This is a genomic window from Phycisphaerales bacterium (genome assembly GCA_040221175.1).
In the GTDB taxonomy this organism is placed as follows: domain Bacteria; phylum Planctomycetota; class Phycisphaerae; order Phycisphaerales; family UBA1924; genus JAHCJI01.
In genome coordinates, this window is the sequence record JAVJVK010000019.1 from 397,551 (window position 1) to 421,851 (window position 24,301).

The window sequence follows — 24,301 nt, forward strand, 5'->3', positions numbered from 1 at the left end:
TTGAGGTTCCTTGGCGGCCGAATGCTCTCAGCGGCGAACAGGTCGACCGCGCTTTGGTGCCGCCCGATTGCCCTTGGATGTGTTACACCGAGCACAAAGCACTTGCCCGTTTTCCACGCCCGTCCGCCCGCCACGCGAGTGCGGCTTGACGTGGTCCGCATGGTAGTTGTCCCAGGTCACTTCCTCTTTACACCCGACGCAAACGGGTGCCTTGGCGCTGTTCCAGATGAGACGACGTTGCACCGGATTGAAGGCACGGACGGTGTCCTTCTCTTCAAACACGTTTTCGAGAAGATCGCTCAGGATCTTGTGTCGCTTCTTACGGTTTGCAAGCGCATCCGCACCCTCACGGGTTGACATGAAGTAGGCGCTCAGCTCTGGATCGACGTTTCGGGGCATCTGCAGGTTACGCTGCCGCTCGGCCAATTCGTCCAACCTCATCGCCAGTCGCTTTAAGATGCTCGCCGCCTGCCCGCACCTCTTAGCGGAACGCGTTGACAGATGGCGGCGATGCAACTCGTCGAGCACGATGACCAGTGAATAGAAATCGGACACCTGCTTGAACCGGGTCGCCTTCATGTCTGGCAGGATTCTTTCCGCCGTCCGAACCGCCTGTCCGAGTTCCGACGCGGCTTGCTTGATTTGTTTGGCCGTGAATCCCGAGTTTGCCATCGCTCGGTCGAGAGCCGCCTTCTTGTGCTGCGGACCCTGCTGAATGATCGCCACGAGCAACTCCGAAACGAGTTCGACGTCTCGCATCCGCTTCCGCTGCGGCTCGCTCACTACGCCCATGTGCTGAAGCGCTTCGCCATGTCTGACGGCGAGCCGCTGCGCCTCCTTGAGCAACGGGCTTTGGAGGAACTGCGCGTGCCTCTGTTCCTGGCGGGTCAGCTTCTGCCCAGTGCTGTTGATGCGAACGAACAGGTCCACGATCGCGGACATGTCACCCTCGACTTCCACCGCCTGCATCTCGTAACCACGAAAGACGGCTTCGTGGCCCCACTCCTTGATGTCCCGCCATTCGTAGCGGTACATACCGTCATCCTCGGGAAACTGGTACTTCACGTCAAAACCGTCCCTCGTGAAGCCCTTTGCCCGCATGAACATGAAGATCGATTCAATCCGCTGCTTGCCGTCTAACACGTCGTAGACCGGACGGCCGCGCTCGCTCCGTCGATACAGGAAGATCGATGGCACCGGCATTCCGTCGAAGATCGAGGTGATGAGTTTCTGGCGGTCGCTTTGCCTCCAGACGCTCTTTCGCTGAAAGCCCGGGTTCAGGTTCAGGCGTCCGGCCTCTTGCATGTCCACAAGGTCTTGGACGGTGTACGTACGAAATCGCCGCTCAAGCATGCTCACAACCCCACCACCTTCATCACCTCATTCCCCCGCGGATCGATCACTTTCACCGCCGCCCGCTTGTGCTTGCCGGGCGGGAAGGGCAGGCTCTCGGTCCCAGCAAGCGCCTCGAACCGCTCGTCGTCGATCACGCCCCCGCCCTTCGACCCCAGTGCCTTCGCCAGCTTCTCCCACGCCGAGCGGTCGGGGAAGAAGGCCTGGGTGATGCAGAAGGTGCGGCCGTCGTAGTCGCCATCGAGGAACCAGGCGGCGACCTTCTTGGCCCCCGTGGGCTCGATGGTGTTGCTCACAGGGTCGTAGATGTCCACGCCCTCCATCGTCACCACGTACTCGCCGTCCTCGTCGGGCCCCTCGATGCTCACGCGGGGCTGGCCGAAGACGGTGAAGAGCTGCTGGCTGCTCTTGCCGGTGCTCTTGGCGCCCTTGCCGCCCTTCTGCTTGTCGGGGTCCTTCAGCAGGCCGTCCATCGCCGGGTTGGCCGTGGGGCTGATGTTGGACATGTGGATCTTCAGGTTGGGGTGCTGGGCTTCCTCGATGGCCGATTGGGCCATGCCGTCGAAGCTGAAGCCGGCGATCACCAGGGCGTCGTAGCCGGCGCGGTTGGCCGCCCGCACCAGGTCCTCGACCATCTTGGCCGTCACCGGGCCGTACTGGGGGCCGAAGGCCACGGCGACCTTGTCGGCAAGGACCGTGCCCTCGCCCTGCTCCATCCACTGGCCCTGGGCGTGGATCATGTCGCTGCGGCCATCCTCGAACAACGGCGTTAGCGGCTCGCCCTGCTCTTCGGATGCCCAGGCCATGTGCTTGTTGTTGGGGAAACGCACGCCGTCGTCGCGGATGAGTTGGAACATGCGGCGCAGGTAGGCCGCGGCGTTGGCGGCCTCGACGTCGCCGCGTGACTCGACCATACGGATCTCGCGCGGCATGTCCTCGTCGTCGAAGGCTTCCAGTTCTTCCGGCTCGCCCCCGAACCCGACGTCGACGACATCGCCCAGGCTCATCTCCGGCGGCTGCACGGCCTCGACGGTGAACGGCCCCGACACGCGGACCACGCCGGGCACCTTCTCGGGCTGGTCGACCAGTTCCTCCTGCGTCGCGTTGGCCTCGATGCAGGCGTTGACCTCGTCCATCTTGGCCCGCCAAGCCTTGCGATACGCGGTCACCGCGTCGGCCAGTCGTTTTGGATATGCCCCATCGGGCTCGAAGGGCACCTGCCAATGCTCCCAGCCCATGCCGCCTTCGGGCACGCTGCTTGGACCAACCTCGGCGGGCGACGGCACCTTGTCAACCAGCGAACGGATCTGCTTGGCCGTGGCCTTCTTCTTGGTGCCTTTCAACCCGTCGGCGACGCCCTGCTCGATGGTTTCCTGCTTCGTCCCGGGCAACAGCCACTGGCGTTCATCGCCATGAGTCAGGCCACGCCAGCCGGCGCTGGCGATCTTGTAGCCGAGTTTGCGTGTGAGTGCCAGGTGGTTCTCATCGTTGATCTCGGTGATCGCCGCGTTGCACTCGGCTAGCGCCTTGTCGAGAATGGGCTGGTGCTTGGCGAAGATGGGATCGAGATTCGTGTCCTGGGCGATGGAGCCAAGCTTCACGTGCGGAACCGTGTTATAGACAAATCCACTATTTGGATCTGTTCCTGTAGCTTCATCGACGCCTTCGTTTGCAACCCGATAGTGCTCGTACTGATCTGTCAGCAACCGCTGTCTGGCGACGGCCACCGCGACGCGGCTAGTGTCTATGGTAATCCAACGTCGTCCCCATTGCTCGGCTACCGACGCTGTTGTGCCGGATCCGCAAGTGGGATCCAGGACAAGATCACCCGGATCAGTCGTCATAAGCATGCATCGTTTCACAGCTTCAGCGGCCGTCTGCACAACATACAGTTTTGATTCCGATCTCGACTGGATGCCGCCAATGTCCGACCAAACGTTTGTAAGCTGCGAAGCTGGGAAGTCCTCAATGTAACGGATGTAGCTCGCAGTCTTGCCGGAAGGGGTCAACCGTTCCGCATCTCGCAACCTGAGAAGCCCCGACGGATTAGTCTTCCAGGTCTGCGAAAACTCGACGCCGTTTATGATTATCGAGTGCTCAGGATTGCCTTGCGAGGTCGCATTGTCTTCACGAAGAACACGCGCTCGCTCCGGAAGCACGTCGCTCCTTTCGTATCCGGCTTGTGCGAATGTGCGACATTCGCCGCTTTCGAACTCGATCGTATTGTATTTCTTGCTGGCACCTTCGATGGCATTCTTTAGCGAGTATAACCTGCGCAGCTTCATGTGGTCGCGATCGCGACAATACCAGATTAGGTAATCGGCAACGCCTTTCACAGACAAGCTACTACCGAAACCGCCGGTCTTCACAAATGCGATGATTGCTACGAACTGATTGGGCCCGAAGACCTCGTCCATGAGCATCCTGACTCGATGCTCATTCTCATCACTAATCTGCACAAAGACACTGCCCGAATCCGCCAGCAACTCCCTCGCGACCGTCAACCGATCGCGCAGATACGACAAGTACGAGTGGATCCCCAGGTGCCACGTATCCCGGTACGCCCGCACCATCTCTGGCTCGCGTGTCAGATCCTCCTGCTTGTCCTTCACGTCGCGCTTGCCGACCTCGGGCTGGAAGTTGCTCGCGAACTTGATGCCGTAGGGCGGGTCGATGTAGATGCACTGGACCTTCCCCGCCAGATTCTCCCGCCGCGCAAGCGACGACATGACCTGCAGCGAGTCGCCCAGGATCAGCCGGTTGCTCCAATCGACCTGGTGCTTGTAGAACTGAACGGCCTCGTGGTACTCCTGCTGCGGGTCGGCGAAGAGCGTGCGCTCCACGTCCTGCCGGGCCGCCGCCCGCAAGATGGCCTGGGCGCTGACCCGCTCGTGGATGTGCAGGGCCACGGGGTCGACCTCGAAGAACCCGCGCTGGTGTTGCTCGGCCTTCTCGGCCCACTCCAGCCAGGGCTCGCGCGCCTCGAGCGCCGCCCGCAGCGTGGCCGCCTCCTCGTCGCTCAGCGGCTGCTGGCGGGCCTTCTCCAGCAGCGCCACGTACTCGCCATCGGGGTCGAACCGCAGCGTGGGCGGCCGGTGCGGGCTGTACGCGTACCGGGCCTTGGGCAGCGCCGGCACCACCCCCTCGGCGGCGATCTTCGCCGGCGGGTTGTTGGCCCGCTTGTCCTTGGTGTGGCGGTAGTCGGCGGTGGTGGTCGACCCGCCAGACTTGCTGGAACGCTTCTTCTTGGCCATACGGTCCTTCCGGTCAGCCACGATCCCGCCGGGCCCGTAGCCAGGCGATGGCCACTCTACGCAGGGGAATGCCCCGATGGCAATTCGGGCCTAGCCTGGCCAAATAGAGACGACCGGGGAGCGCTCAACGCACCCCCCCAGTGTGGGGAGCAGGAGAACTTCATGCAGACCGCTGGCTCCTTCTACACGAGGTACCGTCAGACTCGCGGCCACTACGACGCGGAGACCTTCGAGTGCGCCGAGGACACGGTTTCGGCCCTGCTCGACAAGCCGACCTCCGAGGACCATCCCGGCATGTTGCTCGGCAAGGTCCAGAGCGGCAAGACTCGCACCTACGTCAGCGCGCTGGCCCTCGCCTTCGACAACGGCTACGACGTCGCGATCGTCCTGACGAAAAACTCTCGCGCGCTCTCGGAGCAGACGCTCAAGCGGCTGGACGACGAGTTCAAGCCCTTCGTCGAGGACCACGAGCTCGAACTCTTCGACATCATGACGGCGCCGACGTCCTTCACCGCGTTCGAGTTGGAGGCCAAGCTCGTCTTTGTGGCCAAGAAGCAGAAGCACAACCTGGAACGGCTCATCGAGTTGATCTCCAACGGCTGCCCCGCCCTGGCGCACAAGAAGATCCTTGTAATCGACGACGAGGCCGACGCCGCCTCTATCGGCTACACGAAGAAGAAGGACATCATCGAAGCGAGGACGATCGCCAAGCTCGTCAGCGACCTTCGCGCCACTGCCCAGGATGTGTCGTTCCTCCAGGTCACGGCCACGCCGTATTCGCTGTACCTCCAGCCCAGCGACGTGGCGATCAGCAACAGCCCGGACTTCCGTCCCACGCGGCCGGCGTTCACGAAGCTGGTGCCGGTGCCCGACTCGTACGTTGGCGGCGACGTCTACTTCGGCGAGCGAGCCCGATCCGAGCAGCGGTCGCTCGAGCGGTGCATCCACGTCTCGGTGCCCCAGGCTGAACTCGACGTCGTCCGGTCGCCAGACCGGCGGCGGTTCAAGATCGAGCAAGCGTTGGAACACCAGGCCATCGACGGGTTGCGCCGCGCGTTCGTAACGTTCATCGTCGGCGGATCGATCCAGCGGCTGAACGGCATCGCCGCCCACGTCCCGTCGCGGCGGCTGCGGTACTCGTTCCTGCTGCATTCTGAGCAGGCTAAGGGCTCGCACAACTGGCAGGTGCAGATCTTCGAAGAACTTTACCGCCAGTTCGCAGAGCAGGCCGCGGGCGACACCAAGCTGTTCCGCGGCCTGGTCGAGGACGCGTACGCGGACCTGGCTCAGTCCGTTCTGTTCGACGGGGGCCGGTTACCGAAGCTGGACGAGGTGCTCGATGCGACACGCGAGGCCATGGAGAACGAGTTCGTCACCATCAGCAAGGTCAACTCCGACGACGACGTGGTCGCCATGCTCGACAAGGACGGCCAACTCAAGCTTCGCAGCCCGCTGAACATCTTCATCGGCGGGCAGGTGCTCGACCGCGGCGTGACGCTGGCCAACCTGCTGGGCTTCTACTACGGGCGTCGGCCCAACAAGTTCCAGCAGGACACCGTGCTCCAGCACTCGCGCATGTACGGGTACCGGCGGCAGGACCTAGCCGTGACCCGCTTCTACACGAGCCACTACATCCGCCAGGCCATGTTCGAGATGGAAGAGTTCGACTCGGCGCTCCGTGCGGCCATCGAAGATGGCCACGACACAGGCGTGCAGTTCATCCGTACGTCGGCCAACGGCTCGATCGTGCCGTGCAGTCCCAACAAGATCCTGGTCGCCACGACGCAGACGCTCCGACCCTTCCGTCGGATTCTCCCCATTGGCTTTCAGTCTGGATACAAGACCTACATCGAGGAGAAGGTTGCCAGAATCGACGAGCATGTGTCGCGCACCTGCGGCTTCAACGCCGATCGCCCTGTGCTGGTTTCGCTCGATGAGGCCCTGGGGCTCCTCGATCTGATCAAGTCAACCCTCGAATACGACAAGAAGGACGATGTCGAGCCGTTCAACTGGGCCGTGGCGAGCGACGTGCTGCGGCACCTGGCGACACACCACGACGACCCCAAGCTGCGGGGCAAGGTGTACCTCTGGGCAGCCAGGGGTCGCCAGTCTGCTCGGTTCGCCAGCGCGGGCACGCACGCCAGGTTCATCGAAACGCCCGACTCGGAGAAGACAGAAGGCCAACTCGCCCGAACCTACGCGAAAGATCATCCCATCCTGTTCGTGCTGCGGCAGGAAGGCGAGAAGACCAAGGGGTGGCGTGACACGCCATTCTATTGGCCGGTGATCCGCGCCCAGGCAAACGCGCCCACGACGATCTACTCGCCTGATGCGGTCGAGGAGTAACCCTTGCCCCCCGCGTCACCGCGGGGGTTCGTCAGAGCGCTGCGGCGCGGAGCCCCCCTCACCCCGGCCCTCTCCCAGAGGGAGAGGGAGCCGGAGGCGGACGCCCGAGAACGTGGCTCGATGCGCCGCCAACCGCCGCGCGGGACGCACGTCCGACAATCCCGTTCGGTCACTTTTCGCGTTAGCCCCGCGCCGCGGCTCCGAGTGCGGGTCGGGCCCGAACATCGTCCGGATCGCACCAGGTGCGGTTGAGAATCGCAGCGGTGTTGTTGAGAATCGCAGGCCTGCGGGCGCCACCAACACCAGTGGGCGAGCCGCCAACACCAGTGCGCGCGGCTCCAACACCAGTGCGCGAGCCGGCCGCACCAGTGCGGGCGACGCCAACACCGGCGCCCGAGCCAGCAGCACCGGTGCGGGCACGACCAGCACCGGTGCGCGCGCGGGCGACGCCGGTGCGCGAGCGAGCCGCACCAGTGCCCGAGCCACCGGCACCGGTGCGGTCGCCGCCCGCACCCGGGCGCACGCCCCCACCAGCGCCCCCACTACCACCCGGCTCCCCCGCCCCGGACGGTGTACCGTCCGCCGCCATGGCCGAGCCCGCCCAGACGCACGCGCCGAACCGGCCCGATGGCCACGCGCACGAGGACGCCGCGCCCGATCGGGGCCCGCGGCCGCGCCTCATCCTCATGCCCGGCATGGGCACCGATGGCCGGGCCCTCCAGCCCCAGCGGGCCATCGACGCCGACGTCACCGTCCTCGAGTGGCTCGAGCCCGACGAGCGCGAGCCGCTCGACCGCTACGCGGGGCGGCTGGCCGATGGGCTGGACCTGAAGGGCACGGCGGACAGGAAAGCGCCGCCGCCTTCCGTCGCGCCTGGGTCTGTCGGGCCGCTGTATGTCGGCGGCGTGTCGCTGGGCGCTATGATCGCACTCGAGCTCGGCCGCGTGCTGCACGCCCGGCGCGAGCGAACGGGCGCGCCCGTCGCGGGCATCTTCATCATCGGCGGGGCGCAGTCGGGCGAGCAGATCGCCACGCCGCTGCGCTGCTCGGCCTGGCTGGCGCGGCACACGGTGTTTCCCAGGGTGCTCGTCCGCCCCTCGCTCCCGATCGTCGCGCGCTTCGTGAAGTTCAGCGAGGGGCTCGACGACGAGCAGCGAAGGCTCGTGCGCGACATGCTGCAGGACCTCTCGACGCCCATGCTCCGCTGGCAGGCGACCGCCGCCTGCGCATGGGCGCTCGACGGCGATCCGGCGGCGCCGGTGCACAGCATCCACGGGGCCCAGGATGGCGTGATTACTCGTCAAGAAGGCGAGGTCGACCAGATGGTCGAGGGCGGCAAGCACCTGATCAACATGACCCACGCGGATGAAGTGAACGCGTTCATCGAGGCCCGGATGGCCGCGGCCGGGGCCTAGGGCGGCCCGGCGCGGGCCCACGCAGCGCACCGCTCAACGGGTCCACGCGGCGGGCCCAGTCAGCAGCCCCACGGAGCGGCCCATCTAGCGGACCGGGTCCGCCTCGGGCGTCCACTCGCGCAGCGGCGCCGTGCCCCGCACCGCGCCCAGGCCGCGCAGCCGGTCGGGGTAGTCCGCGGGGATCGACCAGACGATGGGGTCGCGATCGGGCTGGTCCTCTGGAGCGGTCCCCACCAGCCCGCGCTCGGCCGGGCTGAGATCGGTCCGGATCGACAACACAACATCGGAGCTGGCCCAGGGATGGTTGAACCAGTAGCGGTGCCCGGTGATGTCGAAGCCGCGCTCGCCCGAGCCCCGCGACACGTTGATCACGTGGAAGCGTTCCAGGTCCAGCAGCCAGCCGCGATGCTCCTCGGCGACCGTCGCCGCGTGCAGCAGGCCGATGCGGGCCTCACCGCCCATGAACCGCTCGGCCGAGGCGAGCGCGCCGTCGTGGTCGCTCTGGGTCACGACGACCTCGCGCGAGAGATCGTGGATCGCCGGCAGCGCCTCGAGGAACTGGTCGGCCGGCACGTCGGCGGCGGCGAAGTAGACCGTGCCCAGGCGGAGCTTCTCCTGCAGCTCCGCGTGGTCAAGATCCGGATGCCGCTCGCGCAAGAGGGCCATCGCCCGCGACGTCACGCGGCCGCCCGCGCTCCAGCACAAGACGTGGATGCGCCGGGCGCTGGTGTCAGAGGCCAGCACCTCGAGCAAGGTCGCCAGCGCCGGCGCGGCGTGGTAGGCCCGCCCCACGTCCCCGCCCACGCCGTAGGACAGGATGCTCTGGTGCGTGGGCCACGCGAACGCCAGCGAGGTGAGATCGCGGCCCATGAAGTGGTCCAGCTGGGCCGCGAAGGCGCAGGCGTTGTAGAAGTCGACCTTGGCCCCGTGCACGTAGACCAGGATGTCCGGGTCGCGGGCGGTGCGCACGGCCTGATCGATGTTGTCCAGCACCCAGCCGGCGCGGTTGGGCTCGGCGGCCTGGTCGGCCGTCGCGTCGACCGCGAAGCGGCCGGCCTCGAACACGCCGTTGATGGTCAGCGGCGGGCGGCCGTCCGTCCCGGGCGTGACGGTGGCGGCCCGCAGGTCGGCCCAGGTCATGTCCTCGGGCCCGAAGCCGACCAGCGCGACGCCCATCGAGAGGTGGTCGGCCTCGCGGTTGCCGTAGGCGATATCGCGCCGCGTGCTCGTGCGTTCGCGCGTCGTCGCGTAGAAGACGCGGCGGGGCACCCAGCGCTCCTCCTCGGGGATGTGGGCCATCGGGTCCACGCCCGTCTCGGTGAAGAGGGCCGGCGTGGGCATCAGCGGCTCGAGCTTCGCCGCGCACGCGGGCAGCAGGCCGAGGGCGAGCGAGAGCAGCGCAAGCGTCACGATGGGGCGGGGTGGGGTCCCGAGCCAGGCGGTTCGTCGGTGCATGGCCCATGGTATCGCCGGCCACGGGCGGCGACCGGGGCGCACGAAAACGCCCGGGCAAGCCCGGGCGCGGATCTTCCCTTCGTGCCTCCGTCGCTTCGTCGCTTCTTAGTTCTTTACATCGAAGCGGTCCAGCATCATCACCTTGTTCCAGGCGGCGATGAAGTCGCGCACCATCCGCTCGTGGCCATCGTTGGCGGCGTAGACCTCGGCCAGGTTGCGAAGCTGGGAGTTGCTGCCGAAGACGAGGTCCAGGCGCGTGGCGGTGTGCTTCGTCTCGCCCGTGGCCCGGTCCTTCAGGTAGAAGCCCATCTCCATCGGGTCGGCCGGCTCCCACTCGTAGTCCATGCTGGTCAGCGTGGTGAAAAAGTCGTTGCTCAGCACGCCGGGACGATCCGTGAAGACGCCGTGCTTGGAGTGATCGAAGTTCTGGTCGAGCACGCGCAGGCCGCCGACGAGCACCGTCCACTCGGGGGCGGTGAGCGTCAGCAGGTTGGCGCGGTCCAGGAAGATCCGCTCGGGGGCGATGTCGATGCGCACCTTCGTGTTCACGTAGTTGCGGAAGCCGTCGACCACCGGCTGGAGCCAGTCGAAGCTCTCGACGTCGGTGTGCTCGTCCATGGTCTCGGCCGGGCAGTCGGTGCGGCCGGGGGTGAAGGGCACGGTGGCGCTGACGCCGGCGTCCTTGGCGGCCTTCTCGATGGCCGCGCAGCCGCCGAGAACGATGAGGTCGGCCAGGGAGATCTTCTTGTTGCCGGACTGCGACTTGTTGAACTCGCCCTGGATCTTCCGCAGCGCGTCGAGCGTCTTGGCGAGCTCTTCGGGTCGATTCACGGCCCAGTTCTTCTGTGGGTCGAGCGCGATGCGGGCGCCGTTGGCGCCGCCGCGCTTGTCCGAGTCGCGGTACGACGAGGCGGAGGCCCACGCCGCCGAGACCAGCTGGCCGACCGAGAGCCCGCTCGACAGGATCGCCTGCTTGAGGTTCGCCACGTCGCTCTCGGTCACCAGGTCGTGGTCGACCGCGGGCACCGGGTCCTGCCAGACCAGGTCTTCGCTGGGCACCTCGGGGCCCAGGTAGCGGCTCTTGGGGCCCATGTCGCGGTGGGTCAGCTTGAACCACGCGCGGGCGAAGCAGTCGGAGAAGTAGTCAAAGTCGGCCAGGAACTTCTGGCAGATCTTGTTGTATTCGGGATCGACCTTCAGCGCGATGTCGGTGGTGAGCATCATCAGCTCGTTCTGCTGGCCCGGCTCGTGCGCATCGGGCGTCTTGGGCGCGCTGGCGTCCTTGGGCTTGTACTGGATGCCGCCGGCGGGGCTGCGCGTCAGCTCCCACTCGTACTTGAAGAGGTTCTCCAGGTAGGCGTTGTCCCACTTGATGGGCTCGGGCGTCCACGCGCCCTCGATGCCGCTGGTCATGGCGTACTTGGCGTAGCCGCTGCCCTCCTCGTTCTTCCAGCCCATGCCCATGGCGCTGATGGGGGCGCCTTCGGGCGCGGGGCCGATCTTGTCGGCCGGAACGGCGCCGTGGCTCTTGCCAAAGGCGTGCCCGCCGGCGATCAGGGCCACCGTCTCCTCGTCGTTCATGGCCATGCGCTTGAAGGTCTCGCGGATGTCGGCGATGGCGCTCTGGGGGTCGCCATCGCGCAGCGGGCCCTCGGGGTGCACGTAGATCAGGCCCTGGAAGCTGGCCGCCAGCGGGGCCTCCAGGTCGTAGTTCTCGTCGCCGGGCTTGCCGGTCCAGCGCTTGGTGCGCGTGACCATCTCGCCGGGGTGGTCGCCCGGCTGGGTGGCGTGGGCGTCTTTGGCGCGGGCGAACTCGTTGACGCCCTTGCCATCCCAGAACTCGCTGCCGAAGTACATGCCACGGTCGGGCTCCCACGCGTCGATGCGCCCGCCGCCGAAGCCATAGGTCTTGAAGCCCATGTCCTCGAGCGCCACGTTGCCGGTGAGGATCATCAGGTCGGCCCAGCTGAGCGCGGCGCCGTACTTCTTCTTGACCGGCCAGAGCAGGCGGCGGCTCTTGTCGATGTTGCCGTTGTCGTCCCACGAGTTGGTCGGCGCGAAGCGCTGCAGCCCGGCGCTCGCCCCGCCGCGGCCGTCGGCGATGCGGTACGTCCCCGCCGCGTGCCAGGCCATGCGCACCATCTGCGGCCCGTAGTGCCCGTAGTCGGCCGGCCACCAGGGCTGGCTGTCGGTGAGCACCTTGCGGATGTCCTCCTTGACGGCCTTGAGGTCCAGGGCCTCGAAGGCCTTCTGGTAGTCCACGTCCCCCAGCGGGTTGGCCTGGGGCGGGTCCTGGTGGAGCAGCTCGACGGGCAGGCGGTTGGGCCACCAGTCGCTGATGGTGGGGCGGCTGCCGAAGGCCCCGCCCACGCGGCCGCCGCGGAAGGGGCACTTGGCCCCGCCCTGGCCGTTGGAGTGCGACGGGGCGCCCGATGAGGTATCCATGGTGGTCATGCTGGGGTCTCCTTGCTCTGCGGATCGCTCGGGCGGGCGCGTGCCGGGATGGGACCCGCGTGCCGGCGACGATCTGGAATGATTCTAATCTAGAATCGCAGGATACCCCCCACGACTGCCGAAGGCCATCGCAGCGGAGGCGCGACAAGGGGAGTTGTGGATGTCGGTTGCGTGGCGCGGTGCCCGCGTACGCCCCTTAGTCCACCCAGCGGACCACGGCCTGCTTCTTCTTGCCCCGCTTGAGCACGGTCAGCCGGTCGTGCAGCAGATCGGCCGCGGTGATGGGCGTCGAGCCATCGTGGGGTTTGCCGTTCACGCGGATCGCTCCGGCTGCCAGGAACTCGCGCGCCTCGCGCTTGCTCGAGGCGAGCTTGGTGGCCAGCAGCAGGTCGATGAGCGCCACGCCATCCGCCAGGTCGGCGCGCGGGTGGTGGATGCTCGGCGCATCGGCAACGGCGGCCTCCAGCGCGTCGGCGTCCAGCGACGCCAGGTCGCCCGAGAAGAGGGCCTGCGCCGCCTGCACCGCGCCGGCGCACTCGCCCCGGCCGTGCAGCAGCGTGGTGGCGTGCTCGGCCAAAGCCTGCTGGGCCAGGCGCTTGCCCGGCTCGGCCTCGTGGCGGCGGAGCAGGTCCTCGATCGCCCCGCGGTCGAGCAGCGTGAAGATCTTGAGGAAGCGGCCCACGTCGGCGTCGGGCGTGTTGAGCCAGAACTGGTAGTAGTCGTAGGGGCTCGTGCGCGTGGCCGTCAGCCACACCGCGCCGCTCTCGCTCTTGCCGAACTTGCTTCCGTCGGCCTTGGTCACCAAAGGCATCGTGAAGCCGAAGGCGGCGGCCCGGCGTTCGAGCTCCTCGCGAACGACCGTGTCGCCGGCCTCGGTGCTCAGCCACGCGGGGCGCTGGCGGGTCATGGGCAGCTCGACCATGAGCCGGCGGATGAGGTCGGTGCCCGAGACGATGTTGCCCCACTGATCGCTGCCGCCGCACTGGACGGTGACCTTTTTGGTCAGGTGGAGGTGGGCGAAGTCGAGCGCCTGGAGGATCATGTAGCTGAACTCGGTGTAGCTGATGCCCTGCTCGCGGCCGTGCAGCCGGTCGCGGACCGAGTCTCGCTGGATCATCTGGTTGACGCTGAAGTGCTTGCCCACGTCGCGCAGGGCGTCGAGGAAGCTGACCTTGCCCAGCCATTCGAGATTGTTCAGGATGGGCGGCTCGGCCAGCCCGGCGCCCCTGAAGACGCTGCCGAAGATCGGCCGCTGGGCGTTGACGTTGGCCTCGATCCGCTCGCGGCTGGTGAGCTGCCGCTCGGCGCTCTTGCCTGACGGATCTCCGACCAGTCCGGTACCTCCGCCCATGACGACGATGGGCTCGTGCCCCGCCTGGGCGACGTGGACCAGGGTCATGATGGGCACGAGGTTGCCGATGGTCAGCGAATCGGCGGTCGGGTCGAAGCCGTTGTAGATCCGCCTCGGGGATTCGCTCAGGTGCTGGGCCAGCCCTTCCTCGTCGGTGCACTGGTGGAGCAGGCCCCGCCAGCGGAGTTCGTCGAGGAGGTCAATCTGTTTGGAAGTCTCGGGCATGGGCGGGCATGGTATGAACCCTGCCCAAAGATCGCCGAGGCTTCTTGCCGGGCCCCTACCGCCGCGGCTCGGGCGCCCAGTCCGAGCTGTCCGCCTGGTCCGCCCACCGGCGCATGTCCCTCAGCTCTTGCCACCCCAGCACCTCGGCGTGTCCGTCGAGCATCGCCGTCACGGCCTTTCCACCGTGCCGCAGGCTCACGAAGCCGCTGTTGAGGCCGGGGTTGGTCGCCCCGTCGTCATAGCTGTCCTGCCAGCCGGCGCCGAAGGTCGGGGCCTCGACCCTGAAGAAGCCCTCGGGGTCGGGCAGCTCCTCGATGGTGCCGGGCCCGCGGAAGCGGGCCGAGGCGAAGGCGATGACCTCGGTGGGCCGATTGGCCTGGTCGTCACGCTCCAGGAAGACCTTGCCGAAGATGCGCTGGCTGGTGCGATCGCCCAGGTGGTTCACGCTGCCGCCGACGTAGGCGACGTTCATGCCGAGGCTGGGGTAGAGGCTCACGACGTACTGGAAGTCGGCCCGACGATCGCGCAGGGTCGCCAGGGCCCGGTCTTCATAGAGCCCGCGGAAGTTGTAATCGACATAGGGGGCCAGGCGCCACGGGTAGCGCTGGGCGATCCGGGGGTCGGTGATCGGCTCGCCCCGATCGTCCATCGGAGCGTCGCGGCCCACGACGTCGCCCACGGCGGGCATGCCGCTGAGCAGGCGGCCGTCATTGTCCTGGGCGTAGAGCTGGAAGGCGACCATGGTCTGCTGGGCGGCGGCCAACTCGCGGGTCGACTTGGCCAGCGAGCGGGCGGCCCCCAGGCTGGGCAGAAGGATGGAGATCAGGACGGCGATGATCGCGATGACGACCAGGAGCTCGATGAGCGTGAAGGCGGCTTGGCGGTGGCGTGGCATCGTGGTGCTCCGGAGCGATTGCTGTAGAACCGGAATTATTCTTGACGGACAGCGACGCGGGCTCAATACTACGCAACTGAGACTCAATCGCAACCACTTTCCGAGCCCAAGGGTTCGGCTTTCAGGAGAATCCGCCATGCCCCGCCCCGTGAACGCTGTCGCCTCCGCCGCCCTCCTGGCCCTGGCCGGCGCCACCTTCGCCCAGACTGGACCGATCTCGCTTTCCTTCGACGAGCCCGCCCGCGACCGCTGGAACTACCCCTTCAGCGCCTCCCCCGGCGTGCGGACCAACGCGAGCATCTTCGGCGCCACCGGCATCGAGGGCTTCGACGACCGCGACGCCCAGTTCGTGATCGGCTTCGACACGGCAAGCGAGATCCCCACCGGCTTGGGCGCTGGCGCCTTCCGCGTGGTCTCGGCCCGCGTGACGCTGGTGATCGACAACGACCTGCAGTTCGTCTACGACGATTCGGCCGACCCGCTGGCCAGCTTCTTCGACCCCGCCGACCCCGACTACGTCGAAGACACCTCCGCCGGCCGCCCCATCGAGCTTTACGCGACGGGCTACCGCAACGGCTTCACGATTGAAAGCTGGGAGGAAACTAGCGAGTTCGGCGGCATCCCCATCGTGCCCCCGGCCGAGGGCGCCCGCAACGCGTTCGCCGCGTTCTACGCGGACGTGGACGACGTCGTCGACCTATCGCGCCAGGTGCGCGAGCGAATCGAGAGCACGCCGCTGGCGATCGGCCAGACCGACGGCGTCGCGGCGGGCGAACTCGTGCCCGCCGAGACGGTGTTCACATTCGACATCGACACCTGTGCGCCTGGTGCCGCCGCATTCTTTGACGCCTCGTTCGATGCCGGGAAGGTGAACCTGACCGTCACGAGCATGCACTCGGCCGAGCTAGGGTCAACCGAGTATCCCTCCTTCTTCACCAAGGAGAACGCTATCAGCCCGATCCTGGGCTATGCCCCCCGGCTGGAGCTGACGGTGATTGCCGTGGACGACGCGGACATCAACGGCGACGGCGTGCTGAACATCTTCGACTTCCTGGCCTTCCAGAACGCCTTCGATGCCGGCCAGCCGCTTGCGGACTTCGACGGCAACTGCACGCTGGACATCTTCGACTTCCTGGCTTTCCAGAACGCCTTCGACGCCGGCTGAGCCCCTACGATCGATCTCAACAGGAGCCAGACCGCATGCAACACCCCACCACCCACACCGGAGCGTCCGAGGCAGCCACCGGACTCGCCGCAGCGCTCAAGGACAACACCTGGGACCTGCACCAGGAGGCCGAGAGCGGCGACCTTCAGAAGCGCCTGGTCAAGGGCGAACTTGGCAAGCACGAGTACGCGTCTCACCTTGGCCAGCTCTACCTTGTGCATCGCGCGCTCGAGAACTGCCTGGATAAGGCACCGTGCGATCACGTCAAGTCCCTCAACAGCGAGGACCTGAACCACACAGGCAAGCTGGAAGCCGACCTGGCGTTCCTGTCGATCGACCCGGCCGACGTGCAGCCCGTGCCCGCGACCTCGAGCTTCGTGAGTTGGATCGAAGAAACCGCCCAAGAGCACCCCACGGCGCTCATCGGCGTGCAGTACGTGCTGGAGGGATCGACCAACGGCAATGGCTACATCGCAAAGAAGATCGGCCCGGCCCTGGGCCTTGAAGAAGACGGCCTGCGCTACCTCAAGAGCTACGGCCCGGCCCAGCGCGAGACGTGGGCACGCTTCAAGAGCCGGCTGGACACGCTGGACCTGAGCGAAGAATCTCGCCAGCGCGTGGTCGCCGCGGCCCGCCGCACGTTCGAGGGCGTACGGGATATCAATCAGGAACTGCTCGAGGTCCTGGCTGGCCACAAGAAGCCCGCGGGCGCGTAACGCGGCTCCTTCGGCCCTGATAACTGAGGTGGTCCCGACCAGAGCAAGGATGGGACCTTTTTGTCTGGACATCGCTCGGGCAGCGCTGCGAGACTTCGCGAAAACGAGCCTCTGGCTGCAACTTTTGCTGCAGCCGGGCTGTAGCCTCCCATGACCTGCGTTCGCGGGGCTTTGGACGAGAGGGAGGACGGCATGCTGCAAGTCGATACGGGCGCGCCGCGCGCCCGGTGTTGGAGCTGGATCGGAGCTGCGATCCTCCTTATGTTTTGCTGCGCCGCGCCGGCGGCGGCACAGGATTGCGAACCGGCCTTCGCTGAGGGCCTGTTTCTGCCGCCCGGCGTGAGCGGAGACGTCCGGGATGCGGTCGTGTGGGACGACGGACGCGGCCCGGCGTTGTATCTCGCGGGCGAGTTCTTCTCGGCCGGTGACACGGCTACCACTCTCGTCGCACGCTGGGACGGGCAGACCTGGGAATCATTGACCAGCATCACGGGGAGCCAACTCTCGGGTGAGGAGGTCAACGCGCTCGCTGTCTTCGACGACGGAGGCGGCCCGGACCTCTATGCGGGGGGAATCTTCTCGCGGGCCGGCGGACTGACGGCAACGAACATCGCCAAGTGGGACGGTCGCACGTGGAGAGAAGTCGAGGGTTCGCTGGGACAGGGGATCAACGGACGCGTTGACTGCATGCACGTCCACGCCGATGCCACGGGCACCGCCCTGTACGTTGGCGGCCAGTTCGATCGGGCCGGAGGCGTTTCGGCGTCCAACATCGCCAGGTGGGACGGCTCGGAGTGGTCCCGCCTGGGGAGCGGTTTCGCCGCCGGCGTTGATGCGGCTGTGTTCGCGATGGAGACGTTCGACGATGGCTCGGGACCCGACCTCTACGTGGGCGGCGCATTCACGTCGGTGACCGGAATCGGCTCGGCTCGATACATCGCGCGTTGGGACGGCAGTGCGTGGTCTGCCGTAGGAAGCGGCGCCGATGGCGGCGTTCGGGCGCTCCGCACCATCGTAGCCGATGGTCGTCCATACCTGTACATCGGCGGCGCGTTCCAGACCATCGGCGGCGTTTCGGCATCGCTGATCGCGCGATTTGATGGGAACGACTGGAGACCCATCGGCGATGGACTCGAAGGCTCCGAAGTCAGCGACATCCTCCCATTCGATGACGGCCGCGGACGCGTCCTATTCGTGGGAGGCTCGCTCGACAAGCCCGGCTCGCGTGGCGAAGACGTGGGCATACTGGGCTGGGATGGCCAGGCTTGGTCGGCTCCCAATGGCGGCGTTTCGCGTTTCGTTCGAACGCTTACCGAGTTCCAGGGCCGACTCGTGGTCGCGGGACGCTTCGAGTGGACGATTGACGGCGGTTCCATGAACCACGTGGCAACCTGGGGAGCGGACGGGTGGCAATCGCTGGGCAATGGGTTTGACCCCGGGACCGTACAGGCATTCGAGACCTTCGATTCGGGCGAAGGCCCGGAACTCTTCGTAGGTGGCCACTTCGCGTCGGTGGCTGGGCGCCCGGCGGGCGCCATCGCCCGATGGAACGGCTCCCGATGGCTTCCCTCCCCACCGGCGCTGCGTTCACCGGGACAAACGCGGGTGCTGGACATGCTTTCGTTCGATGATGGCTCGGGCCCGGCGTTGTACGTGAGCGGAGATTTCACGCGAGCAGGCAACCATGCCCAAGCGATGAACATTGCTCGCTGGGACGGTCGGCGATGGAGCGTGGTTGGCGATGGCTTCAACGGCATCGTCGATGCGCTGCTCATCCATGACGACGGCAACGGCCCGCGCCTGTATGCAGGAGGGCGTTTCACGGCGTCGGGCAATAACACGATGCTGCATGTTGCCCGTTGGACGGGTGACCAGTGGGAAGCGGTCCGCGCCCAAGGGGACGAAGGCATCAACGGCGAGGTCTACACCATGGCCTCCTGGAACGGCGACCTATACGTCGGCGGGCGTTTCTCCGCCGCGGGGAGCGTCGCCGCATCGAACATCGCCCGCTGGGACGGAATTCGTTGGACGGCCGTGGACTCCGGCGTGAATGGGCCGGTCAACGCGCTGGCCATCTTCGACGATGGCGGTTCGGAAGCGTTGTTTGCCGCTGGCGAATTCACCGACGCCGGACCTCTGCAGGCCGAAGGTATTGCCCGCTGGGACGGCGCGGTGTGGACCGATCTGGATGGCGGTCTCGACGGCGAGGGCAACACGCTGCTCGTTCACGACGACGGCACCGGGCCGGCTCTGTACGTTGGCGGGCCGTTCTCGGGCGTCGGACCCGTGGATGATCGCATCCAAGCCGGAGGGCTTGCGGCCTGGTCCGATGCTGGATGGCGTGGCGTGACCGACTTCGTCAGCGGCGAGATCCTGACGCTGGCCAATCATCGGGATGACGACGGGCAGGCCTTGTGGGTGGGCGGACGGTTCGGACGGATCGACGGCGTCGTCTCGGCTCGCATCGCGAGGCGTTCGGTGTGCCCTGATCCATGTCCGGCTGACTTCGATGAAGACGGCTCGCTGACGGTGTTTGATTTCCTGGCGTTCCAGAGTGCGTTCGCCCTGGGTGAACCGGCCGCGGATCTGGACCTGGATGGTCAACTGACCTTGTTCGACTTCCTCACTTTCCAGAGCACGTTCGCTCGCGGTTGCTCGTAGACGCTTGGGCAGGAGCAAAGGACACATGATGGTGCGACAAATGATCACACGCACAACGAATCACGTCGCCGCGAGCTTGGTCGCGGCAGCGGCCTTGATCGGCTCTACGCCCGCCAACGGCCAGGACTGCGAGCCAGGTTGGGTTGCGTCGGTCTTCTGCCAGCCCGGGACGGACGACCGCATCAACACGACTACCAGTGGCGTCGTCGGCGACGGGGGAAACCTCTTGTACATCGGCGGCCGGTTCGATTCGGCAGGCTGTACGGATGCACAATCCCTTGCCGCGTGGGACGGGGGCGCGTGGGCGGAAGTCGGTGGCGGCGTTTCCGGCGAGGTCAACGCCATGGTCATCTTCGACGATGGCAGCGGACCGGCGTTGTACATCGGCGGCGGCTTCACGGCTGCCGGCGGCGTGGCCGCTCGGAACATCGCCCGGTGGGACGGCACGCAATGGTCCGCCCTGGGGGGCGGCATCGATGGACGGGTGACCGAACTGGCGGTGTTCGATGATGGCGGTGGACCGCGCCTGTATGCCGCCGGTAGCTTTGACACGATCGATGGCCAGCGTGTGAACAACATCGCCCGCTGGAATGGCGCCCAATGGGAACCCGTGGGCACTGGCGTCTACAGCACGACCGGGCCATCCCGAGTGGGCGCCCTGCACGTGTTCGACGATGGAAGCGGACCTGCTCTCTATGTCGGTGGCAGCTTCTCGACCGCCGGAGGCCGTTCGGCCCGCAGCATCGCGCGATGGAACGGATTCGAGTGGGCGCCCCTTGGCTTTGGCACGAGCGGAGACGTTGAAGCACTCGAAGTCTTCGACGATGGCACCGGTCCGGCGCTGTACGCCGGTGGTGAGTTCCAGGTCATGTCCGGCGTGCTCGTCGAGAACATCGCGCGGTGGGACGGTGCTGGCTGGTCTCCTTTCGGCTCGGGCATGGAGTTCGGAATCTACGGCGAGGTCTATTCGCTCCAGGCTTATGAGGAAGCGGGCACGCCCACGCTCGCCGTGGGTGGCAACTTCATCCGCGCCGGCGGCGAACCTGCGGCCAACGTCGCTCGCTGGACCGCCTTCGGCTGGACTTCGATGGGCAGCGGGCTGGATCGGACCCCCGGCCCGGCCATCGTGGAAGACATGATCGTCCACGACGATGGCGCGGGCGCCGACCTGTTCGTCGTTGGCACCTGCGACCGCGCGGGCGGCCAGGTCGTTCGGAATATTGCCAGGTGGAACGGCAGCGCATGGGGCTCGGAGAAAGTCCTGCAAACTTCGCTGGATGACGCCGTCGCAGCCTTCACAGTCTTCGATGAGGGCAATGGGCCAAGGTTGTTCGCCGGCGGCGACTTCGAAATCGGCGGCGCCGAGCCGTCCCGCGGAGTCGCACGCTGGGATGGTCGCGTGTGGACCAGCGTGAAGGAGGAAAACGTCGAAGGCGTGGAGGGCATCGTCCGCGCTGTCACCGTCTTCGATGACGGCGACGGGCCGGCGCTCTACGTCGGTGGCGTCTTCTCCAGGGCCGGCGAACGCGAGGCAATGAACGTCGCGCGATGGACCGGTGCGCAGTGGGAACCGGTGGGCGAGGGACTCAATGGTCCCGTCCTGGCGCTGGCGGTTTATGACGATGGGACCGGCCCCGCGTTGTATGCGGGCGGCGACTTTGATCGGTCGATTCAGGACCCGCTCAACCACATCGCTCGCTGGGACGGTTCTGAGTGGCGACCCGTGGAAGTCGACGGTGTCGCAGGCATGAACGACTTCGTGTCGGACATGATCGTGTACGACGATGGCCGCGGGCCCGGCCTGTTCGTCACCGGCAGCTTCAACACGGCTGGCGAGATCGATGCCAACCGCATCGTGCGCTGGGATGGCTCCGCATGGACGCTCCTTGAAGGACCGATGGGCCAGGGCCTCGATCGCTCGGGCTCAGGCGGACTCGACGGCTACGCGCTCGAGGTGTACGACGACGGAAGAGGCGACGCACTCTACGTGGGCGGCGAGTTCGACTTGGCCGGGGGGCGCGTGGTCAACCGCGTGGCGCGATGGGACGGCGCCGACTGGGAGCCCTTGGCCAGCCCGCTGGGCACGGGCGTGGGTTCGGGAAGCGTCAACGCGTTGCTGTCTTTCAACGACGGCTCGGGGCCGAAGCTCTACGTAGGCGGCCTTTTCCAGTCAGCCGGCGGCGTTACGGCCGGCAATATCGCGCGGTGGGACGGCGGCCGCTGGGAAGCCATGCCAACGGCCGCGGGCTCGGGCCTGGGGACCCATACGGGCAGCGACGTGTGGGCGTTGGAGGCGTTTGACGCCGGCCAGGGCGAGCGGCTGATCGCTGGCGGCCGCTTTACGCGGTCTTCGGGGTCCCCGACCGACTACACGGCGGTCTGGAAGGGTTGCCCGAAGGCGTGCGCCGTCGACTTCGACGGTGACGGCGAACTCACGTTGTTCGATTTCCTCGAGTTCTCCAATGCGTTCCACATGGGCGAGCCACGCGCGGACTTCGATGGCGATGGCCTGTTCACCCTGTTCGACTTCCTCCTGTTTTCCAACGACTTCGATGCGGGGTGCCCGTGATGGAGTTTCACATGAGCATTCGACGAGGCATGCACCTGCGCTTGGCGACCTTCGTGGTCGCACTGACCGCCCTGCTTTCGTTCGCCAACTCGGCTCGGGCTCAGGACTGCGAACGCTCGTGGACGTACGCGGACTTTCCAATCTCTGGCCTGAACGGCAGCGTGTTTGACATGGTCGTCTGGGATGACGGGGCCGGGCCGGCACTCTTCGTGGGCGGTCGCTTCCGCCTGCCCGACGAGACCACTTTTCGCGGCATCGCGCGCTGGGATGGACAGACCTGGTCCACGCTGGCGGGCGGTGGCGTCGGCGGCGAGGTCTACGACCTGGAGGTCTGGAACGACGGTTCCGGATCTCGCCTGATCGTCGCCGGTGAGTTTCGCAGCGCCGGGCCGATCCCCGCAGCGAACATCGCCAGTTGGGACGGCACGACCTGGTCGCGCTTCGGCGACGGACTGGATAGCCGGGTCGAGTGCGTGGCCACGTTCGATGACGGCAACGGCCCCGCCCTGTACGCCGGTGGGCGCTTTACCGGGTCGGGCGGCTTGCCCGTGGACGGCATCGCGCGATGGGACGGCGTCAACTGGACGAATCTGGGCGAGGGCCTCGGTGGCGGCAGCGCGACGGACCTGGCCGTCTACGACGACGGCAACGGCCCACACCTGTACGTTGCCGGCGGATTCGACACGGCCGGACCGATTGCCGCCGAGTCAATCGCGCGATGGGACGGACTGGCGTGGTCTGCCGTGGGGCTTGGCGTCGCTGGCGAGGTCAACGCCCTGGAGGTCTATGACGACGGCAACGGTCCCATCCTCTTCGCCGGGGGCCGCTTTTCACAGGCCGGCGGCGTCACCGCATCCAACATCGCCGGCTGGGACGGCGTGCAATGGTCCGCGTTGGGACCGGGCCTGGACGATGCCGTGCACGCCCTGCACGTGCACGATGAAGGAACCGGCCCCCGGCTGTTCGTCGGCGGCGACTTTCTGCAGTCCGGTGGCGCGCGCACGACGCGTGTGGCCATCTGGAACGGCCGCTTCTGGCTGTCCGCCGCAACCGGCACGGACGAGCGCGTGTACACACTGGCAAGCTACGTCCACGACGGACGCCCGGCGCTGTACTGCGGGGGCATATTCGGACGCGCCGGCGAGACGAGCGCTCAGCGAATCGCTCGCTGGCAGGAAGGCCGCTGGTCTTCGCTCAACGAAGGCCTGTCCGGCGACGCCATCATCTTCGACCTGCTCTCGTTCCGCGACGCCCAGGGCCCCTTGCTGATCGCCGCGGGTGACTTCGAGTATGCCGGCAGCGTTCAAGCCGGTAATCTCGCGGGCCTGCGTAACGGCGCCTGGGTCGCGCTGGGCAGCGGCTTCGATGGCCCGGTCTACGCGATGCTCGAACACCATACCGGCTCGGGCGTGGGCCTTGTGGCCGCCGGATCGTTCACGACCGCCGACGGCCAGCCGGCCGCGAACATCGCCAGGTGGGACGGCAGCCAGTGGTTGCCGATGGGCGACGGACTGAACGGAATCGTGCGCGCACTGACGCTCTTCGATGACGGCGCGGGCGAAGCGCTCTATGCCGCGGGTGAGTTCACCCAGTCGGGCGCCGAACCGGTTTCGCGAATCGCTCGATGGGATGGCGTGCGCTGGCTCTCGGTCGGCGGTGGCGCGAACGGCAGCATCAATGCCCTCGCCGTGTTCGACGATGGAACGTCATCCGCCCTCTATGCCGGCGGCGAGTTTACGTTCATCGGCGATGCCGACGTTCGCAACATCGCTCGCTGGGACGGCGCCGCGTGGTCTCGCCTGGGCTCGGGCATCGACGGCGAGGTTGCTGCGATGGAGACGTTCAACGACGGCGATGGCTTCGCGCTGTTTGTCGGCGGCAACTTCCAACAGGCCGGCTCCCTCCTGGCGCTGAACGTCGCCCGGTGGAGTGGCCGGTCGTGGACCCCCCTGGGCACGGGCGTACGCGAAGGCGGCGCCTCGCCGGTTCGTGACCTGCTCGCATGGGACAACGGCACGCGTCCCGCCCTGGTCGTCGCTGGAGACTTTACCGAGCCCGGCGCGTTCCAACGCGAACGCATCGCCTATTGGTACCCATTCTCGTACGAGTTGTTCCCAGCCGGCCCCAACGACATCATCCATACGCTGGTCTTGCATGACGATGGTGGCGGCGTTGCGCTCTATGCGGGCGGCGCCTTCAATCAGATCGGAGACCGCCCCTCGATGGCCCTCGGCCGCTTCGGCTGCGAGCCCCAGCCCTGCATTGCGGATTTCGATGGCGATGGTTCGCTCACGCTGTTCGATTTCCTCGCGTTCCAGAGCGCGTTCGATCTCGGCGATTCGCGGGCCGACGTCGATGGCGATGGAAGCCTGACCCTGTTCGACTTCCTCGAGTTCCAGACCGCGTTCGCAATCGGCTGCCCCTGAACCCGCCTTCGCGCAG

Annotated in this window: 13 protein-coding genes; 7 read left to right on the forward strand and 6 right to left on the reverse strand. The window is 66.7% G+C overall.

Features of this window, described 5'->3' with window-relative positions; genetic code table 11:
* Nucleotides 1-27: 27 nt before the first annotated feature.
* Together RIE32_13980 and RIE32_13985 are read right to left on the reverse strand one after the other, a co-directional pair.
* The gene (locus RIE32_13980; protein MEQ9097360.1) at nt 28-1,353 is read right to left on the reverse strand and encodes a DUF262 domain-containing protein; all 1,326 of its coding nucleotides are present in this window, start codon (nt 1,351-1,353) and stop codon (nt 28-30) included.
* A gap of 2 nt (nt 1,354-1,355) precedes the next feature.
* Nucleotides 1,356-4,607 (reverse strand): site-specific DNA-methyltransferase, encoded by a 3,252-nt coding sequence (locus tag RIE32_13985; protein MEQ9097361.1) that lies wholly within the window; start codon nt 4,605-4,607, stop codon nt 1,356-1,358.
* A gap of 162 nt (nt 4,608-4,769) precedes the next feature.
* Between RIE32_13985 and RIE32_13990 the strand changes: the two genes are divergently transcribed.
* Both RIE32_13990 and RIE32_13995 read left to right on the forward strand, forming a co-directional pair.
* A complete protein-coding gene (locus RIE32_13990) occupies nt 4,770-6,953 on the forward strand; it encodes a Z1 domain-containing protein (protein MEQ9097362.1) in 2,184 nt (727 codons plus the stop codon).
* Nucleotides 6,954-7,540: 587 nt separating this feature from the next.
* Nucleotides 7,541-8,368 carry a thioesterase domain-containing protein gene (locus RIE32_13995; GenBank protein MEQ9097363.1) on the forward strand — a complete coding sequence of 276 codons (828 nt, stop codon included), beginning with the start codon at nt 7,541-7,543 and terminating at the stop codon, nt 8,366-8,368.
* Nucleotides 8,369-8,452: 84 nt separating this feature from the next.
* On the opposite strand, the gene RIE32_14000 is transcribed toward RIE32_13995, so the two are convergent.
* The 4 genes from RIE32_14000 to RIE32_14015 all read right to left on the reverse strand — a co-directional run bounded on the left by RIE32_14000 (nt 8,453) and on the right by RIE32_14015 (nt 14,748).
* Entirely contained in the window at nt 8,453-9,823 is a 1,371-nt protein-coding gene (locus RIE32_14000) for an alpha/beta hydrolase (protein ID MEQ9097364.1), read from the reverse strand.
* A 105-nt stretch (nt 9,824-9,928) separates the two neighbouring features.
* A complete protein-coding gene (gene katG, locus RIE32_14005; GenBank protein MEQ9097365.1) occupies nt 9,929-12,277 on the reverse strand; it encodes a catalase/peroxidase HPI in 2,349 nt (782 codons plus the stop codon).
* Between the two features lie 196 nt (nt 12,278-12,473).
* On the reverse strand, nt 12,474-13,853 hold the full coding sequence (tyrS, locus tag RIE32_14010) for a tyrosine--tRNA ligase (protein MEQ9097366.1): 1,380 nt from the start codon (nt 13,851-13,853) through the stop codon (nt 12,474-12,476).
* Between the two features lie 55 nt (nt 13,854-13,908).
* Nucleotides 13,909-14,748: a type II secretion system protein gene (locus tag RIE32_14015; protein MEQ9097367.1), complete on the reverse strand. Its 840-nt coding sequence runs from the start codon at nt 14,746-14,748 to the stop codon at nt 13,909-13,911.
* Between the two features lie 136 nt (nt 14,749-14,884).
* Here RIE32_14015 and RIE32_14020 point away from each other — a divergent pair, with 136 nt between their 5' ends.
* From RIE32_14020 to RIE32_14040, 5 genes are all read left to right on the forward strand, one after another.
* A complete protein-coding gene (locus tag RIE32_14020) occupies nt 14,885-15,913 on the forward strand; it encodes a GC-type dockerin domain-anchored protein (GenBank protein MEQ9097368.1) in 1,029 nt (342 codons plus the stop codon).
* A gap of 35 nt (nt 15,914-15,948) precedes the next feature.
* Nucleotides 15,949-16,629 carry a biliverdin-producing heme oxygenase gene (locus RIE32_14025; GenBank protein ID MEQ9097369.1) on the forward strand — a complete coding sequence of 227 codons (681 nt, stop codon included), beginning with the start codon at nt 15,949-15,951 and terminating at the stop codon, nt 16,627-16,629.
* 192 nt (nt 16,630-16,821) lie between these two features.
* Nucleotides 16,822-19,290: a GC-type dockerin domain-anchored protein gene (locus RIE32_14030; protein ID MEQ9097370.1), complete on the forward strand. Its 2,469-nt coding sequence runs from the start codon at nt 16,822-16,824 to the stop codon at nt 19,288-19,290.
* Nucleotides 19,291-19,315: 25 nt separating this feature from the next.
* Nucleotides 19,316-21,859, forward strand: coding sequence for a GC-type dockerin domain-anchored protein (locus tag RIE32_14035; protein MEQ9097371.1), 2,544 nt, complete (start codon nt 19,316-19,318; stop codon nt 21,857-21,859).
* A gap of 11 nt (nt 21,860-21,870) precedes the next feature.
* Complete coding sequence (locus RIE32_14040; GenBank protein ID MEQ9097372.1) at nt 21,871-24,285, forward strand: EF-hand domain-containing protein; 2,415 nt, start codon at nt 21,871-21,873, stop codon at nt 24,283-24,285.
* The last annotated feature ends 16 nt before the right edge of the window (nt 24,286-24,301 follow it).